This window comes from Winogradskyella rapida, from assembly GCF_042675845.1.
Lineage (GTDB): Bacteria > Bacteroidota > Bacteroidia > Flavobacteriales > Flavobacteriaceae > Winogradskyella > Winogradskyella rapida.
On record NZ_JBHTKM010000017.1, the window covers coordinates 350,645 to 366,585 of the forward strand.

The 15,941-nt window shown below is 35.1% G+C and carries 19 protein-coding genes; 12 read left to right on the forward strand and 7 right to left on the reverse strand.

Annotated elements, in window-relative coordinates; genetic code table 11:
* Positions 1–64: 64 nt before the first annotated feature.
* Positions 65–1,033: a hypothetical protein gene (locus tag ACFQ13_RS05335; protein ID WP_386114873.1), complete on the forward strand. Its 969-nt coding sequence runs from the start codon at positions 65–67 to the stop codon at positions 1,031–1,033.
* Here the strand turns inward: ACFQ13_RS05335 and ACFQ13_RS05340 are convergent.
* Both ACFQ13_RS05340 and ACFQ13_RS05345 read right to left on the reverse strand, forming a co-directional pair.
* Positions 1,030–1,587: a Smr/MutS family protein gene (locus tag ACFQ13_RS05340; RefSeq protein WP_386114875.1), complete on the reverse strand. Its 558-nt coding sequence runs from the start codon at positions 1,585–1,587 to the stop codon at positions 1,030–1,032. The two genes, ACFQ13_RS05335 and ACFQ13_RS05340, sit on opposite strands and share 4 nt — an antisense overlap.
* A complete protein-coding gene (locus ACFQ13_RS05345; RefSeq protein ID WP_386114877.1) occupies positions 1,577–1,792 on the reverse strand; it encodes a hypothetical protein in 216 nt (71 codons plus the stop codon). Before ACFQ13_RS05345 ends, ACFQ13_RS05340 begins: the two co-directional genes overlap by 11 nt.
* Positions 1,793–1,955: 163 nt before the next feature.
* Between ACFQ13_RS05345 and ACFQ13_RS05350 the strand changes: the two genes are divergently transcribed.
* Positions 1,956–2,258 (forward strand): DUF2752 domain-containing protein, encoded by a 303-nt coding sequence (locus ACFQ13_RS05350; RefSeq protein ID WP_386114879.1) that lies wholly within the window; start codon positions 1,956–1,958, stop codon positions 2,256–2,258.
* Positions 2,259–2,272: 14 nt separating this feature from the next.
* Entirely contained in the window at positions 2,273–2,611 is a 339-nt protein-coding gene (locus ACFQ13_RS05355; RefSeq protein ID WP_386114881.1) for a CCC motif membrane protein, read from the forward strand.
* Positions 2,612–2,694: 83 nt separating this feature from the next.
* Here ACFQ13_RS05355 and rocD read toward each other — a convergent pair whose 3' ends face one another.
* Positions 2,695–3,939, reverse strand: coding sequence for an ornithine--oxo-acid transaminase (rocD, locus tag ACFQ13_RS05360; protein WP_386114883.1), 1,245 nt, complete (start codon positions 3,937–3,939; stop codon positions 2,695–2,697).
* 233 nt (positions 3,940–4,172) lie between these two features.
* On the opposite strand from rocD, the gene rlmD reads away from it, so the two are divergent.
* The 3 genes from rlmD to ACFQ13_RS05375 are packed head-to-tail and all read left to right on the forward strand — an operon-like array spanning position 4,173 to position 6,933.
* Entirely contained in the window at positions 4,173–5,624 is a 1,452-nt protein-coding gene (rlmD, locus tag ACFQ13_RS05365; RefSeq protein WP_386114885.1) for a 23S rRNA (uracil(1939)-C(5))-methyltransferase RlmD, read from the forward strand.
* A gap of 3 nt (positions 5,625–5,627) precedes the next feature.
* Positions 5,628–6,206 (forward strand): DUF6452 family protein, encoded by a 579-nt coding sequence (locus ACFQ13_RS05370; protein ID WP_386114887.1) that lies wholly within the window; start codon positions 5,628–5,630, stop codon positions 6,204–6,206.
* Entirely contained in the window at positions 6,187–6,933 is a 747-nt protein-coding gene (locus ACFQ13_RS05375) for a DUF6048 family protein (RefSeq protein ID WP_386114890.1), read from the forward strand. The genes ACFQ13_RS05370 and ACFQ13_RS05375 overlap by 20 nt, the downstream gene beginning before the upstream one ends.
* Positions 6,934–7,120: 187 nt before the next feature.
* Here ACFQ13_RS05375 and ACFQ13_RS05380 read toward each other — a convergent pair whose 3' ends face one another.
* The 3 genes from ACFQ13_RS05380 to ACFQ13_RS05390 all read right to left on the reverse strand — a co-directional run bounded on the left by ACFQ13_RS05380 (position 7,121) and on the right by ACFQ13_RS05390 (position 9,787).
* Entirely contained in the window at positions 7,121–8,065 is a 945-nt protein-coding gene (locus ACFQ13_RS05380) for a phosphoribosylaminoimidazolesuccinocarboxamide synthase (RefSeq protein WP_386114893.1), read from the reverse strand.
* A 120-nt stretch (positions 8,066–8,185) separates the two neighbouring features.
* Positions 8,186–8,701, reverse strand: coding sequence for a hypothetical protein (locus tag ACFQ13_RS05385; protein WP_386114896.1), 516 nt, complete (start codon positions 8,699–8,701; stop codon positions 8,186–8,188).
* Between the two features lie 132 nt (positions 8,702–8,833).
* Positions 8,834–9,787, reverse strand: coding sequence for a PhoH family protein (locus tag ACFQ13_RS05390; protein ID WP_114309306.1), 954 nt, complete (start codon positions 9,785–9,787; stop codon positions 8,834–8,836).
* Between the two features lie 122 nt (positions 9,788–9,909).
* Here ACFQ13_RS05390 and ACFQ13_RS05395 point away from each other — a divergent pair, with 122 nt between their 5' ends.
* The 6 genes from ACFQ13_RS05395 to dnaN all read left to right on the forward strand — a co-directional run bounded on the left by ACFQ13_RS05395 (position 9,910) and on the right by dnaN (position 15,287).
* Positions 9,910–10,746 carry an SAM hydrolase/SAM-dependent halogenase family protein gene (locus ACFQ13_RS05395; protein WP_386114898.1) on the forward strand — a complete coding sequence of 279 codons (837 nt, stop codon included), beginning with the start codon at positions 9,910–9,912 and terminating at the stop codon, positions 10,744–10,746.
* Positions 10,747–10,749: 3 nt separating this feature from the next.
* Positions 10,750–11,046, forward strand: coding sequence for a putative quinol monooxygenase (locus ACFQ13_RS05400; protein ID WP_386114900.1), 297 nt, complete (start codon positions 10,750–10,752; stop codon positions 11,044–11,046).
* Positions 11,047–11,151: 105 nt separating this feature from the next.
* Positions 11,152–11,874 carry a gliding motility-associated ABC transporter permease subunit GldF gene (gene gldF, locus ACFQ13_RS05405; protein ID WP_386114903.1) on the forward strand — a complete coding sequence of 241 codons (723 nt, stop codon included), beginning with the start codon at positions 11,152–11,154 and terminating at the stop codon, positions 11,872–11,874.
* A 1-nt stretch (position 11,875) separates the two neighbouring features.
* Positions 11,876–12,382 carry a hypothetical protein gene (locus ACFQ13_RS05410; RefSeq protein WP_386114906.1) on the forward strand — a complete coding sequence of 169 codons (507 nt, stop codon included), beginning with the start codon at positions 11,876–11,878 and terminating at the stop codon, positions 12,380–12,382.
* Positions 12,369–14,039 carry a gliding motility-associated ABC transporter substrate-binding protein GldG gene (gldG, locus tag ACFQ13_RS05415; protein WP_386114909.1) on the forward strand — a complete coding sequence of 557 codons (1,671 nt, stop codon included), beginning with the start codon at positions 12,369–12,371 and terminating at the stop codon, positions 14,037–14,039. The genes ACFQ13_RS05410 and gldG overlap by 14 nt, the downstream gene beginning before the upstream one ends.
* 129 nt (positions 14,040–14,168) lie before the next feature.
* Positions 14,169–15,287 (forward strand): DNA polymerase III subunit beta, encoded by a 1,119-nt coding sequence (dnaN, locus tag ACFQ13_RS05420; protein ID WP_114309290.1) that lies wholly within the window; start codon positions 14,169–14,171, stop codon positions 15,285–15,287.
* 78 nt (positions 15,288–15,365) lie between these two features.
* On the opposite strand, the gene ACFQ13_RS05425 is transcribed toward dnaN, so the two are convergent.
* Complete coding sequence (locus ACFQ13_RS05425; protein WP_386114912.1) at positions 15,366–15,917, reverse strand: hypothetical protein; 552 nt, start codon at positions 15,915–15,917, stop codon at positions 15,366–15,368.
* Between the last annotated feature and the right edge of the window lie 24 nt (positions 15,918–15,941).

Here is a 15,941-nt window from a genome sequence, read left to right on the forward strand (position 1 = left end):
AATTATTTAGTTAATCCAACGTTATAATTTTACAAATCCATTATTTTTGTTGAAAATAGAATCTATGATACGCCCATTATTACTTTTCTTTTGTCTTACCTTATTGACCGCCTGTGATGATGGCGATATCTTAACTATAGATTTAGATTTTGACGAAGAACTCGCCTATTGCGACAACTTTGAAGAGTATCATTTGGTCTATGACACCCGTGAAGATCCTAATGAAGCACTGATTTTAATTTTTGAAAAAGGCGAAGATATTAACGATGCCTTCTTTACTCATGCTACAACTGAAGGATCTCCAGAAACTTTAACTATTGATGCGAGTACCACTAGATTTATATACAGAACCTATAATAGAGCCTTAACCTCTGATGACGTCTGTGCGGTAGTATCGCCTTCAGGTCTTTCTGTTCAAGAAGATTACGAAGCGGGTTCTGGGACAATATACGTGACTTCTACCATTGAAGATGATGATAACGATGGCGTTCCTAACGAATACGAAGGCATTGCTGGTTTACCTGATGAAGATGGTATTTACTGGGATTCTTTAGACACGGATGGTGATGGTATCCCAAACTATTTAGATATTGATGATGATGGTGATAATATACTAACAGCTAACGAATTGGACGACGATAATGCCGATGACGATGATAACCCTTTAACTAACCCTTTAAATACTGATGCAGATCATCCAACAAACAGTGATGATATTCCTGATTATTTAGATAATGATGATGATGGTGATGGTGTTTTAACTCGATTAGAAGATGCTAATGGTGAAAATGGACCTGGTGACGACCGCATCTCTGTTAACGGCATATTGGTTGAACTTTACCTTAATAGTGAAGAAGCTACAGCTTATACTTTTGACGATTACGATGCGTATACAAATTCTTACACAAGAACCGTTGAAACCTCTTTTGTAGTCACGGATACAGATTTAACCATTTTTAGATCTACTGAAATTAATTTAGGAACCTTAACAACAGAAATTGAAGATTTTAATCCTGATGATTACGACAATTAAGGCGCTACATTCTGAAGAATACGTACTTCCGTAGCTCCTAGCCCATAAGTTTTATAATCGGCATCATAAAAAGTAACATTATTATAACGGCTGAAAAGGGTTTCTAATTCTTGACGTAGAACGCCCTCTCCTACACCATGGATAAATACAATTTTTGGTATGCGTTTACGCATGGCAAATTCTAATTGTCCTCTGGCCGTATCTAACTGAAGGTTAAGCATATCAAAACTTGTCATATGCTTATACGATTTCGTGAGATGGTGAATATGGAGATCCACCTCAAATTTTGGAGCATTTCGTTCCTTAGGCTTCACAGTAGGCGCCGATTTTCGCTTTTTAGAGGCTTTCTCTCTTTTAACAGCTTCAAAATCGGTATTATAAATGGAGCGTTCCAATGAATGCCCAGAAGCGACAAGCATCAATTCTCGGGCTTCAAACTGAAACTCAAATCCTTGCGCATCCTCTAGGGTCACTACTTCATCTGAAACCTTAGTAACAACACCCGTTATAGCATCGTCTATAGTTTCAACCTGATCTCCTTTTTTAAACTTCATGGTCCTTTTCTGTTTTTACAAACGATTCTTCTGGCTTATCGTATTTACTCGGAATATTTCTAGAAGTTCTATAAATTCCAAACATTAATAAAGAGACCCCACCTATTAAAACGTAAGGGTTAGAATCGGCCTGACTTTGTGCGTATAATGCTAAAACACCACCAACAATAATAGAAATGGTATTTATGACTCTTGAGATATTCATATATAAGTATTGTATTACGGTGCAAAAGTAAGATTTAGAAGCATTAATTGCTGTTATTTTATAAAAGAAATCAAGACGTCTAGAGAAAGCCTAATACTGCTTGGTGTTATTTTTATATTGAATTGGACTGCAATGTCTAAGACAAATTAATTATTTTAGCCGTATGTTATTACTTACAACAGGACTTGAAGACTATATGTTACCCTGCTTATGGAAGCAAACCTTTAATGTAGACTGTATGGGGTGTGGCACCCAACGTGCACTTAATCTCTTGTTACAGGGTGATTTTGTTGGAGCCTTCTATATGTATCCTGCCATATACACCTTAATTATAATGTTTGCTTATTTGGTGTTACACCTTAAATTTCAGTATGCCAATGGACATCGTATCATTTTAGGCCTTTTTATATTAAATATTAGTATTATTGTTACAAGCTTTATAATCAAAACTTTTTTAATCAACTAAAAATCAAATTAATTATGGAAAAACAACCAATCCCTAATGGAACTTTAATTCTCATCATGGGAATTTTATCAATAATAGGCTGTTGTTGCTACGGTTTACCGGGACTAGTCTTTGGTATCGTCGCTATTATACTCGCAGGCAAAGCAAGCAAACTTTTTATGGAAGCTCCCGAAAGCTATACAGGTTACGGAAATGTAAAAGCTGGTAAAATTATGGGGATTATTGGTGTAGTTCTTAGTATAGTAATGGTCGTATTAATCATTTGGATGTACACCGCTATAGGTATAGAAGCGATGCAAAACCCTGAATTAATGGAAGAAAGAATGCAAGAGATTTTTGGTCCACAACCTTAAAACTTATAAGTTCTTTACTATAAAAAAAAGCGATTTTCAATTCAGAAAATCGCTTTTTTTATAACTAAACTTCAAGCGCTAGATTAGGCTTCAAATTCTTTTAAGGTTTTCGTTATAATAGACACACAGTCTAACAATTGCGCTTCTGTCATCACTAATGGTGGTGCAAAACGAATAATGTTACCATGTGTTGGTTTTGCCAATAAACCATTATCTCTTAATTTCAAACAAATATTCCAAGCGGTATCGCTGTCTTCAGAATCATTGATTAAAATAGCATTTAATAATCCTTTTCCTCTTACTGAATTTACAATAGAACTGTTTTCAATAAACTTAGAAAGTTCACTTCTAAATAACTGTCCTAAAGTTTCAGCGTTTTCGGCTAATTTTTCTTCTTTAACAACGTCTAAAGCCGCAATAGCTACTGCCGCAGCAATTGGGTTTCCTCCAAACGTACTTCCATGATTTCCTGGCTTAATCACATTCATTACAGCATCATCAGCTAATACTGCCGAAACCGGATAAGCGCCACCACTTAAGGCTTTACCTAAAATTAAAACATCAGGTTTTACATTTTCATGATCAACAGCTAACATTTTCCCCGTTCTTGCAATCCCTGTTTGTACTTCGTCTGCAATAAATAATACATTATGTTTTTCACATAAGGCTTTGGCTTTCGCTAAATAACCTTCAGAAGGTACATAAACACCAGCTTCCCCTTGAATAGGTTCTACTAAAAACCCTGCGATATTAGCATTATCTTTAAGAGTTGCTTCTAAAGCTTCTAAATTATCGTATTCAATTTTAATAAAACCATTGGTATAAGGTCCAAAATTTTTACGCGCTACAGGATCATTACTAAAGGAAATGATTGTAGTGGTTCTTCCGTGGAAATTGTTCTCACAAACAATAATCTCTGCATCATTTTCATCTATTCCTTTCACTTCATAAGCCCACTTTCTACAGATTTTTAAAGCCGTTTCAACAGCTTCTGCTCCTGTATTCATTGGTAAAAGCTTATCGAAATTAAATGTTTCCGAAGCATATTTTTCATACTTCCCTAACATATCATTATAGAAGGCTCTTGAGGTAAGCGTTAAGGTTTTTGCCTGCTCGGTCATTGCTCCTACAATTTTTGGATGACAATGCCCTTGGTTTACTGCAGAATAGGCCGAAAGAAAATCGTAATACTTTTTACCTTCTACATCCCAAACATACACACCTTCTCCCCTGCTTAATACTACAGGTAACGGATGGTAATTGTGTGCACCATACTTGTTTTCTAAATCTATCGCTTGTTGCGAATTTAATTGCTCTAAAACAGCCATTTTAAAAAGTTTAAACGTTAATATCCACATCAAAAATGGATATCTAAAATAACCATTCCTTATCTACCTTTATCCTTTCGAAGTGTCCGAAAATTCAGCGTGGGAAAGAAATCATCCCTAGAGAGTTGCAAATTACAAAAATATTAGAGAATTGCTACTAGCTTATGACGCAATTAACGTTATGCCATTTGTAAAATTGCACCTATCTTTGCAGTCAATTTTATAGACACACAATGCCAAAAAGAGAACGAAACAAATTTGTTAGACGCGGAGAAATAATTGAAATCTTAATAGAAGATTATGCCTTTGGAGGTAAAGGTATAGGACGTATTAGAAATGAACACGGCGAATTTGTGGTCTTTGTTCCTAATACATTACCGGGACAATTAGTTAAAACTCAGATTAAAAAAACGAGTAAAAAATATGCCGAAGGGAAACTTTTTGAAGTCTTAAAAGCTTCTGATGATGAAGTTGATATGCCTTACCAAAGTATTCCTGGTGCACCTTATATTCAGTTACCCATTGAAAAACAACACCAATACAAGAAGCAAAGTACCTTAGAGCTTTTTAAAAGAATTGGTAAAGTTGCCGATATAGAAGACAAATTTGACGAATTTGTAACTTCTCCAAATACCTTTCATTACCGAAATAAAATGGAATATGGTTTTTCTGCCATAGGTTATGATCACGATCTTAAAACTGATGTTGATGAGTTTACCTTAGGCTTTAAAAAACGTGGTACTTGGTGGTGTGGTGACGATCTTAAAAAAGATTCAGGTTTATTTGATGCCGAATTTGAAAACCGTTTAAAGGAGATTAAAGCCTATTGTGTTAACACCAACTTAGCGCCTTGGCACCCACCAAAGCGAGAAGGGTTCTTTAGGTATTTTGTAGTTAGAAAATCGTATAAGACCAATCAGTTGTTATTTAACTTAGTAACGACTTCTTACGACCTTCCAAAGTTTGATTTAAATGAATTTGCTAAGTTTTTGGTTGAATTATTTGGCGATCGTGTTGCAGGATTATTACACACCATAAATGATGAAACTGGCGATAGAACTATTGCCACTACAGGAAGTATTTCCTTAGTCTACGGCGATGATAAAATTGTTGAAGAGTTATTAGATCTGAATTTTGAAATAAGCATGAAGAGCTTTTTTCAGACCAATCCAAAATGTGCCGAAAAACTCTATACTAAAGTTGTAGATTACGCGCTAGAAAATAAAGATGCTGTAGATAATACTGTGGTGTTAGATTTATTCTGTGGTACAGGAACCATAGGTCAAATTATTGCGAATAAAGCTGAAAACACAAAAATTGTAGGGGTAGATATTGTTGCTGCGGCCATTAAAGATGCTGAAGAAAATGCCAAACGTAACGGTATAGAAGGCCTTAAGTTTTATGCTGCCGATGTTGGTAAATTCTTAACCGAGCACCCTGAATACACCAATAAGATTAGAACTATTATTTTAGATCCTGCCCGTGCTGGTATTGCTCCAAAAACCTTAAAAAAGATAATAAACCTCAATGCAGAACGTTTGGTTTATGTATCTTGTAATCCTGCTACTCAGGCTAGAGATACCGAGCAATTAATGGCATCAGGGTATACCATTAAAAAGATGAGCTTAGTAGATCAATTTCCGCACACCGCACATATAGAAACGGTTGTGTTATTTGAAAAATAATCGATGAAAAACGTAAAATTTTTAATTCTATTTATAGCTATTGCACTGATTAATTGCGAACGCGATGATATTTGTGCCGCTACAACGCAAACGACCCCGCGATTAATTGTGGAGTTCTATGATGCTACGGATACCGATGAGTTACTCAATGTCTCTAGAATTACCGTTTATGGAGAAGGATTAGTAACGGATGAAGATGGTAATAGTATTGAACCCACAGAAGAATCGGATGCTACACTACTCTTTAATGAAAATGCAAATTCGGTAGAGTTACCTCTAATTATAGATGCGGAAGGTGTAGAAACCACGATCACCACCCGTTATGTGATAGAAAAAGACACCGATTTAAGAATTGAAGATGAAGATGACACCACCAACTCTAACATAGACATTATAGAAATTTCTTATAATACTGAATTTGTTTATGTCTCTAGAGCCTGCGGATATAAAAGTAATTTTAACAGTTTAGGTGTTGCCAGAATTACCGATGCCGACAATTGGATTTCCAATATAGAAATTGAAGAAACGACACAAGCAAGTATAGAAAATGAAAACACAACACATGTACGCATCTATCATTAGAGGTGTTTTTTTAACGCTGTTGTTTTCTACAATGGCTTATGGGCAACAAGAAAAGAATAAAACAGTCCAAGATACTTTAGTTTATAAACAAAAGTATGGTCTTAGATTGGGAACCGATATTAGCAAATTAGCACGTAGTTTTGTCACTGACGATTACTCTGGATTTGAAATTATGGGTGACTACCGTCTCAGCAAACGTATTTATATTGCTGGAGAAATAGGAAATGAAGAACGTACATTAGACTATAACCAACTCAACAATACCACGAAAGGAAGCTATTTTAAAGCTGGTATTGATATGAATTTTTATCAAAACTGGTTAGACATGGAAAACATGATTTATGCTGGTTTTAGAGTTGGTGCCGCGAGTTTTAGCCAAACAAGAAACAGTTATACGGTTTACGATGTTTACAACCAATATTGGGGCGACCGCTACACGGTTAACGAATCGCAAACCTTTGACGGCTTGTCCGCTGTATGGACCGAATTACAAGTGGGCCTCAAGGCAGAACTTTTTAATAATTTCTATGCAGGGTTTAACGTGCAGCTAAAAGTGCTTATTACCGAAAAGGAAATTGATAATTACGAAAACTTATATGTTCCTGGGTATAACCGTACTTACGACAGTAGTCGTTTTGGTGGCGGTTTCGGGTTTAACCTTTCTTATTTAGTTCCTATATTTAAGAAAGATAAAATTGTCATTCAAGAGAAAGAAGTAGAAGATTAAGTTGCTTTGACTAAATACTGCCCTTACTGCTAGTCTATTTCACTTCAATTCCTGTTCTACGGTATCTTAAAATACTTGCGATCAACAGAATCACTAAAATATAAAGGCAATGAATTGCCTTTAAACGAAAACAACCTAACCATACAAATTGTACGGTTAGGTTGTTTATTTTATACATTATGGTTTTCTATTTTAAATAGTCCAAAACATTTTTTTCTATTCGTGCCTGAATATCCGACACATCTGCTTTTACAAAGGTATCTCCAGTGATATTTTCATAAAGCTCTATATAACGTTCACTTACCGATTCAATATAATCATCACTCATAAAAGGAACAGTTTGTCCTTCTAAACCTTGAAAATCATTAGCAATTAACCATTGTCTTACAAATTCTTTTGACAATTGCTTTTGTGCTTCGCCCTTATCTTGACGTTCCTGATATCCTTCAGCATAAAAATAACGTGAAGAATCTGGGGTATGAATTTCATCAATCAATACAATTTTACCGTCTTTAGTTTTTCCAAATTCATACTTAGTATCGACTAAAATCAAGCCTCTAGCCGCAGCGATCTCAGTACCACGTTGAAATAATTTCTTGGTATAATCTTCTAATACAATATAATCTTCTTCAGAAACAATACCTTTCTTCAGAATGTCTTCACGAGAAATATCTTCATCATGATCGCCCATTTCAGCTTTTGTAGCAGGTGTAATAATAGGCTCTGGGAATTTATCATTTTCCTTCATACCTTCTGGCATCGCAACACCACAAAGCATACGTTTACCAGCTTTATATTCGCGTGCAGCATGCCCAGACATATAGCCACGAATTACCATTTCAACCTTAAAAGGCTCACATAAATGACCGACAGCCACATTAGGATCTGGTGTTGCAACCAACCAATTAGGTACCAAATCTTCAGTTTCCTTCATCATTTTAGTCGCAATTTGGTTTAAGATCTGCCCTTTGTAAGGAATTCCTTTAGGCATCACCACATCAAATGCACTTAGACGATCGGTAGCAACCATCACCAATTGCTCGTCGTTGATGTTATAAACTGCTCTTACTTTTCCTTTATAAAAACTCTTCTGATTCGGAAAGTTGAAATTGGTATCTATTATGGTGTTCATGTAATCATCATTTATTGTGAACTACAAATGTAATTTCTTTCCTTGGGCGAAACAATAAAGTGCATAAAAAAGGAGAAATAAAATTTCTCCTCTTTAATTTAACCAGTATGTTTAAATATTTTATTTAAATCTAATGTTATACGTTACACCAAGTCCTACGGCTTGTACATCAATATCATTTTCTGCAAAGGTGTTTTGGTAGTAGGCATAAAAATTCCAATCGCGGTTATGGTAACCAATTTGTGGATTTACATAAACCCCACCGTCATTATCATCTACACCGGTTAAAAAACCATATCCTACATCTGTTCCGAAGAAAAGACCATTTGGTGTAAAATAGTAACGGATAAATCCGGCTAATGGAATTACTCCAAAATCATCATTCTCATCCTCACCAAAATAATTGGTATATCCGGTAGCAATACCGACCCCTACATTGGGATTGAACAAATATTGCCCTCTTAAATCGGCACCCAAAGAAAATGACGAGACATCACCAGCATCACCTACAGGCACACCAGCTGTAATTCCTGCTTTTAGCCATGAGTTGTCCGAGTTGAAGTCAATATCATCATCTTGAGCAAATAATGGGCTTAATCCTAATACGAGTCCTAATGTTAAAAATATTTTTTTCATGTTTTTTTAAGTTTTGATTACTATGACAAATTTAGGCCCATTAGCACCCAAAATTTTTATACAATTTGTCATATCTTTTATATAATCAAACCCTTGAAAAACCTAAGAAACTCGTTTATAAACACTTATCGATTACTCCCTATTTTCAATACTTTTATAAGCCGCAATAACTTTCTTAACAAGCTTATGACGAATAACATCTTTATCGTCTAAATAGATAATACCAATACCCTCTACATTTTTTAAAACCAGTAAGGCTTCTTTTAATCCTGAAATTGTACGGCGTGGTAAATCAACCTGACCTGGATCTCCGGTTAATAAGAACTTCGCATTCTTTCCCATTCGGGTTAAGAACATTTTCATCTGAGCATGCGTGGTGTTTTGTCCTTCATCTAAAATAACAAAAGCATTATCTAAGGTACGCCCTCTCATAAAAGCTAAGGGTGCAATTTGAATAACCCCTTTCTCTATATAACTATCTAATTTTTCAGCCGGAATCATGTCGCGTAAGGCATCGTATAAAGGTTGCATATACGGATCTAATTTCTCTTTTAAATCTCCTGGTAAAAACCCAAGATTTTCTCCAGCCTCTACAGCAGGACGTGTTAGAATGATACGTTTTACTTCCTTTTTCTTTAGAGCTTCTACGGCTAAGGCTACCCCAGTATAGGTTTTACCTGTTCCGGCAGGGCCAATAGCAAAGACCATATCATTTTTACGCATACTGTCTACCAATTTGCGTTGGTTTGCCGTTTGGGCTTTAATTAATTTGCCCCCAACACCATGGACCAATACTTCTCCACTACGAGATGTGGTTTCGTAATCTGCGGTGCTGTCACTGGTTAATACGCGCTCAATAACATTTTCGTCGAGTTTATTATACTTGCCAAAATGTTGCATAAGCATGGTCATTCTTTGGTCAAATTGTTCAAGTAAATCCTCATCGCCATACGCTTTAAGTTTATTGCCGCGGGCTACAATTTTAAGTTTAGGAAAATACTTTTTTAACAGCTCAATATTAGCATTTTGAGCTCCGAAAAATTCTTTAGGAGATATTTCTTCGAGTTCTAGGATAAGTTCATTCAAAAGCGAGCTTTATTTAGTGCGTTAATATGTTTTCTTTTATTAATTTTGTAATTCTGTTGTTTACACACAAATTTAACTATTTTACAACCACAAATCTTAAAAAAATATCAACAAATCAATCTATGGCGATAATCACTTTAACGACTGATTTTGGATATAAAGATCATTTTACTAGTGCCATAAAAGGAGCTATTTATAGTGAACTTGATGAAATAAATATTGTAGATATTTCGCATTCTGTATCGCCTTTTAATATTAGTGAAGCCGCGTATATTATTCAGAATGCGTACAGCAGTTTCCCTAAAGGAACCATACATTTAATCGGTATAGATTCCGAGTTAAGCCCTGATAATAAACACATTGCACTAAAATTAGACGATCATTACTTTATCTGTGCCAACAATGGGATTATGAGTATGATTTGCAATGAGATAGCCCCTGATAAGATTGTTGAAATTAACATTCATGACAAGGTTGAAACCAGCTTCCCGGTCTTAGATATTTTTGTGAAGGTCGCTTGCCATATTGCACGTGGTGGAACCTTAGATGTTATAGGAAAAGTTATTAACACTATAAAACCCATTAAAAATTTAAACCCATTTGTTAATGATGAACATAACCAGATTATTGGCAGTGTAATCTATATTGATAATTATGGAAATGTGGTGACGAATATTAAGCGCAAATTTTTTGAGAATATTCAGAAAGGACGTCCTTACATCGTTTATGCACGCAACCACAAGTTTAAAGAAATTCTGAATAAATATAGTGACATTATAAATTATGACGATGAAGAATCCGTACGCAGTGTAGAAGGAAAAGCTATGGTGGTATTTAACTCTTCGCAGTATATTGAAATTGCCATTTATAAAAGCAACAACAGCACCGTTGGTAGTGCTTCTACGCTAATGGGTCTAAAAACCAAGGATACGGTAACAATTAACTTTTTAAACGCTTAAGCTTTGTTAGTAAGAATTGTAAAAATGAGTTTTGAACCTTCTAATATTGAAGAATTCTTGACTAATTTTGATCAGGTAAAAGATAAAATAAGACATTTTGAAGGTTGTAATTTTTTAGAACTGTATCGCGATCAGCAGCAGCCTCATATCTTTTTCACCTATAGTTACTGGGATTCTGAAACGCATCTCAATCAGTACCGCCACTCAGATCTATTTAAAGGAGTTTGGTCTAAAACTAAGCCTTTATTTAATGCTAAACCCGAAGCTTGGAGTGTAGACAAAGTCGCTTCGCTTACGTGAGTTGTGAGTTGTGAGTTGTGAGTTGTGAGTTGTGAGTTGTGAGTTGTGAGTTGTGAGTTGTGAGTAAATTAATATGTACGAATTCAAAAAAAAATTAAAGAATAGATGATTGCCATTTTAAAAAAAGAAATAAACACCTTTTTCGCTTCACCAATAGGCTATTTGGTCATTGGGGTGTTTTTATTACTCAACGGCCTTTTTCTATGGGTCTTTAAAGGCGAGTTTAATATTTTTAATTACGGACAAGCCAGTTTATCTTCCTTTTTCTTATTGGCACCATGGATTTTAATTTTCTTAGTTCCGGCTGTAACGATGCGAAGTTTTAGTGATGAAAAAAAGCAGGGAACTTTAGAGCTCTTGGTCACAAAACCTATTTCGCATTTTCAAATTGTATTGGGTAAATATTTCGGAGCCTTTGTTTTGATACTCATGGCCCTCCTCCCTACGCTATTGTATGTATATACCGTGTCTTCTTTAGGAAATCCTGAAGCCAACCTAGATATGGGGAGCACCATTGGATCTTATTTTGGTCTTTTATTTTTAGTAGGCGCTTATACCGCTATTGGCGTGTTTGCCTCTACACTATCAGACAATCAAATTGTGGCCTTTATCATTGCGATTTTTATTTGCTTCTTTTTCTATTTCGGATTTGAAGGCTTATCAAATTATCACATTTTTGGCGACCTTATATATTTAGAAAACTTAGGAATGGCCGCGCATTACAACAGTATGAGTCGTGGCGTTATAGACACCCGAGATTTGGTCTACTTTATAAGTATTGCTATCGCCTTTTTATTATTCACCAAACTTAGAATTCAAAAACAGTAAAATGATTATCACACCTTTATTTGTCGTCTTTTTAATAATTGTTTTTGTACTCTTATTTCTATTTTTAAACACTGTAGATAAGCGAAAATGGTTAACCCTACTCATCAGTTTGGTATTAACACCATTTGCCTATTTCTTTGTATTCTATCCGTTTATTAATATTTTAAGCAATCACCATCATCAGAAGTATTTTAATAGTACCGCTTGGATTGAAGATCCTAATCTGCGATACGAGATGATTGATAACACGATTACTTCAGACACCTTAATTGGCCTTTCAAAAGAAAAAGTAAAAGCCCTTTTAGGCCCAGAAGAATGGTTAACCTGGGATGATGCCGCCAAAGCTCATGACACCAATAAATGGAATTACGGTTTAGGCATAGAACCTGGTGCCTTTACGGAGCACAAAGAATGTGTAGAAATCACCTTTAAAGACGAAAAAGTGGTAGCCCTTAAACCTTACCAAGAGCTAATAACCTTTGAGAAGCAAGACGATGAAAAAAAATAAAACCAGCCTATATATTCTAGCCATACTTGTTGGATTGGTTCTTGTTAACCTACTCTCTAGCACGGTTTTTAAACGTTTCGATTTAACTAAAGACCAACGCTATACTTTATCTGACAACTCAAAAACACTCATTTCAGATTTAGATTCGCCTTTAATTATTGATGTGTTTTTAGAAGGTGACTTTCCTTCGGAATTTAGATTGCTTCAAACCGAAGTACGTCAAATTATAGAGGAGTTTCAGCTTGAAACCGATCAAATTTTCATCAATTATATTAATCCTATTGAAGATGAAACAACCCGCGAACGCAATATTGAAGAACTTACTAAATCAGGATTAGAGCCCTATATCAACACGGACAATAGCACCGGAAAAGTAACCCAAGACATTATTTTCCCTTGGGCATTTGCAAGCTACAAAGGGGAAACGGTAAAAATTCCACTTTTAAAACGTAGTATTACTCAGGGCTTACAAGAGCAAATTAATAATTCCGTACAAGCTTTAGAATATGCTTTTGCTGATGGTTTTAATAAATTGGTAAATGCTAAATCTAAGAAAATTGCCATTTTAAAAGGGAATGGTGAGTTAGACGATATTTATATGGCAGATTTTCTAACCACTGTAAAACCTTATTACAATTTAGCACCATTTACTTTAGATAGTGTGGCCAATAACCCACAAGGGACTTTAGATAAATTAAAGGATTACGACTTAATTGTTGTGGCAAAACCTAGTGTTCCTTTTTCTGAAAATGAAAAATTAGTTTTAGACCAATACACCATGAATGGTGGTAAAAGTTTATGGTTAACGGAAGCTGTGGCTATGGACAAAGACAGTTTGTACAATGCGGCAGGACGCGGAGTTTCTATTATGCGTGATCTTCACCTCAATGATTTTTTCTTTCAATATGGAGTAAGAGTCAATCCTACCTTAGTCAAGGATCTTTACTCGGCACCTATTATGCTATCTATTGGCGAAGGCAGTCAGGCGCAGATGCAACCTATACAATGGCAATATTCGCCATTAGCCGCGTCTAACCCTAACCATGCCATTACTAAAAATTTAAACTTGGTTAAGTTTGATTTTGCAAGTCCTATTGACACTTTAAAAAACAGTATTAAAAAATCGATTTTATTACAAAGCTCACCAAAATCGAAATTAGAAGGTGCCCCAACAACTATTTCATTAGATGCCGTAACGCAATCTCCAGATGAGGCCAGTTATAATCAAGGTCCTCAAAATCTGGCTGTACTCTTAGAAGGCGAATTTACATCGGTGTACAACCAACGGGTGTTACCCTTTAAGGTCAAGGATTTTAAAACGCAAAGTACTGCCACTAAAATGGTGGTTATTTCTGATGGTGATGTTATAAAAAATGAGGTTTTAAGAAACCGACCTCAACAATTAGGTTTCGATCAGCTCACCGGAAAATCATTCGGAAACAAAGAATTTCTGCTAAATACGGTGAATTACCTTTTAGACGATTCTGGACTTATAAACATAAGATCTAAAGAAATTAACGTTGCCTTTTTAGATGCAGACAAAATAAAAGAAGAAAAATCGAAATGGCAATTTATTAATATCGCTTTGCCTCTCATTGTTTTAGGGCTGTTTGGCTTTCTCTTTAATTATTTACGAAAACGTAAATACACTGCGTAATAGACCGCAATAGTTTGGTGATAAAACCATATAAAGCGACCTATTTTGTTAATAAGTTTGTTTTATAAAACCCTTCTATTGAGATATATTTGTAAGACCAATTAAAAGTATAAAACACATCTATTCAGCATGAAATTTATTGTTTCAAGTACCTATTTATTAAAACAGCTTCAAGTATTAGGAGGTGTTATTAATAACAGTAATACACTACCAATTTTAGATAACTTCTTATTTGAACTGAGCCAATCAAAACTAACGATTTCGGCTAGTGATTTAGAAACTACAATGTCTGCAACAATTGATGTTGAAAGTGATTCTGAAGGTAGTATTGCTTTACCAGCTAGATTACTATTAGATACCTTAAAGACGTTTCCAGAACAACCTTTAACCTTTGTTGTTGAAGATAATAATACAGTGGAAATCAGTTCTAACCATGGTAAGTATGCCCTAGCTTATGCTGATGGTGCAGAGTTTCCAAATGCGGTTTCTATAGAAGATGCGAGTACAACAACAATTATGGGCGATATTTTAGCCACAGCAATTAGTAAAACTATTTTTGCTGCGGGTAATGACGACTTAAGACCTGTAATGAGTGGGGTATTCTTTCAGTTTTCGCAAGATAGCTTAACGTTTGTGGCTACAGACGCTCACAAATTAGTAAAATATACACGTGCTGATGTAACGGCTACAGAATCGGCTGAATTTATTATGCCTAAAAAACCTTTAAACCTTTTAAAAGGAATTTTAGCAGGAAGTGATGATGACGTGCTTGTAGAGTATAACGACTCTAATGCAAAATTCACCTTTGAAAATTCAGTATTAATCTGTCGTTTAATTGATGGTAAATACCCTAACTACGAAGCGGTAATCCCTAAAGAGAACCCTAACAAATTAGTTATAGACCGTACACAGTTTTTAAATTCTGTACGTCGTGTTAGTATTTTCTCTAACAAAACAACACACCAAATTAGACTTAAAATTGCAGGTGCAGAATTAAATATTTCTGCTGAAGATATTGATTACTCTAATAAAGCTGAAGAGCGTTTAAGTTGTGACTACCAAGGTGATGATATGCAAATTGGGTTTAACTCACGTTTCTTAACGGAAATGATTAATAACTTAAATTCTGATAATGTTCAGTTAGAAATGAGCTTACCAAACCGTGCCGGAATCTTAACGCCTATTGATGGTTTAGATGAAGGTGAACAAGTTACTATGTTGGTTATGCCAGTAATGCTAAATAGCTAGTATTTCAACTACGCCTTATATTTAATCATAAAAAAAGCTCACTAATTTAGTGAGCTTTTTTATTTAGTCTAATCACTGTTAATCAAGACTATTATTGATATAAATAAATGAACCTTTGTAATCTCCGGAAATTACAACCCCATCTGCTCGTGTAAACGTAAATGTTAAATTAATAGCCTCTACAGCGTAATCTATAACGGTAATACTACCATCAACGATTCTTAAATCTGAAGTTCCATCTCCTAAATAAAATTGACTCACGCCATTTTCAAAGTCGGCACCAATAAAATCACCATCCACAACAAACTCTAAACTTGAAATTTCTGATAAGTTGTAAGTTCTATTAGGTGTAAGATCTAAGGCATTAATTCGAGCCGAAAATAAATCCACATTATTAATTGCCGTCCCGTTAATAGCAGCTGTTATTTCTGCCTCAGTTTTATTGCTCACACTTAAATATACATAGTGACCTATTGATGCAGGTTCTACAATGGCCGTTTTCATTTCATAAACCGATGCTCCTACTGTAATATGGTTTTCGTTTTGAGATCCTGAATTATCATCATCGGATGAACAAGACACACTTAAAATAACTAAGATTGCGAATGCAAAACGTTTTATATGTTTCATAGATAAGACATTTTAAAAGTTAGA

Excerpts from the sequence above, each read along its gene's own strand:
- ACFQ13_RS05335 (WP_386114873.1), top strand. The coding sequence starts at position 65 with ATGATACGCCCATTATTACTTTTCTTTTGTCTTACCTTATTGACCGCC.
- ACFQ13_RS05340 (WP_386114875.1), bottom strand. The coding sequence starts at position 1,587 with ATGAAGTTTAAAAAAGGAGATCAGGTTGAAACTATAGACGATGCTATA.
- ACFQ13_RS05345 (WP_386114877.1), bottom strand. The coding sequence starts at position 1,792 with ATGAATATCTCAAGAGTCATAAATACCATTTCTATTATTGTTGGTGGT.
- ACFQ13_RS05350 (WP_386114879.1), top strand. The coding sequence starts at position 1,956 with ATGTTATTACTTACAACAGGACTTGAAGACTATATGTTACCCTGCTTA.
- ACFQ13_RS05355 (WP_386114881.1), top strand. The coding sequence starts at position 2,273 with ATGGAAAAACAACCAATCCCTAATGGAACTTTAATTCTCATCATGGGA.
- rocD (WP_386114883.1), bottom strand. The coding sequence starts at position 3,939 with ATGGCTGTTTTAGAGCAATTAAATTCGCAACAAGCGATAGATTTAGAA.
- rlmD (WP_386114885.1), top strand. The coding sequence starts at position 4,173 with ATGCCAAAAAGAGAACGAAACAAATTTGTTAGACGCGGAGAAATAATT.
- ACFQ13_RS05370 (WP_386114887.1), top strand. The coding sequence starts at position 5,628 with ATGAAAAACGTAAAATTTTTAATTCTATTTATAGCTATTGCACTGATT.
- ACFQ13_RS05375 (WP_386114890.1), top strand. The coding sequence starts at position 6,187 with ATGTACGCATCTATCATTAGAGGTGTTTTTTTAACGCTGTTGTTTTCT.
- ACFQ13_RS05380 (WP_386114893.1), bottom strand. The coding sequence starts at position 8,065 with ATGAACACCATAATAGATACCAATTTCAACTTTCCGAATCAGAAGAGT.
- ACFQ13_RS05385 (WP_386114896.1), bottom strand. The coding sequence starts at position 8,701 with ATGAAAAAAATATTTTTAACATTAGGACTCGTATTAGGATTAAGCCCA.
- ACFQ13_RS05395 (WP_386114898.1), top strand. The coding sequence starts at position 9,910 with ATGGCGATAATCACTTTAACGACTGATTTTGGATATAAAGATCATTTT.
- gldF (WP_386114903.1), top strand. The coding sequence starts at position 11,152 with ATGATTGCCATTTTAAAAAAAGAAATAAACACCTTTTTCGCTTCACCA.
- ACFQ13_RS05410 (WP_386114906.1), top strand. The coding sequence starts at position 11,876 with ATGATTATCACACCTTTATTTGTCGTCTTTTTAATAATTGTTTTTGTA.
- gldG (WP_386114909.1), top strand. The coding sequence starts at position 12,369 with ATGAAAAAAAATAAAACCAGCCTATATATTCTAGCCATACTTGTTGGA.
- dnaN (WP_114309290.1), top strand. The coding sequence starts at position 14,169 with ATGAAATTTATTGTTTCAAGTACCTATTTATTAAAACAGCTTCAAGTA.
- ACFQ13_RS05425 (WP_386114912.1), bottom strand. The coding sequence starts at position 15,917 with ATGAAACATATAAAACGTTTTGCATTCGCAATCTTAGTTATTTTAAGT.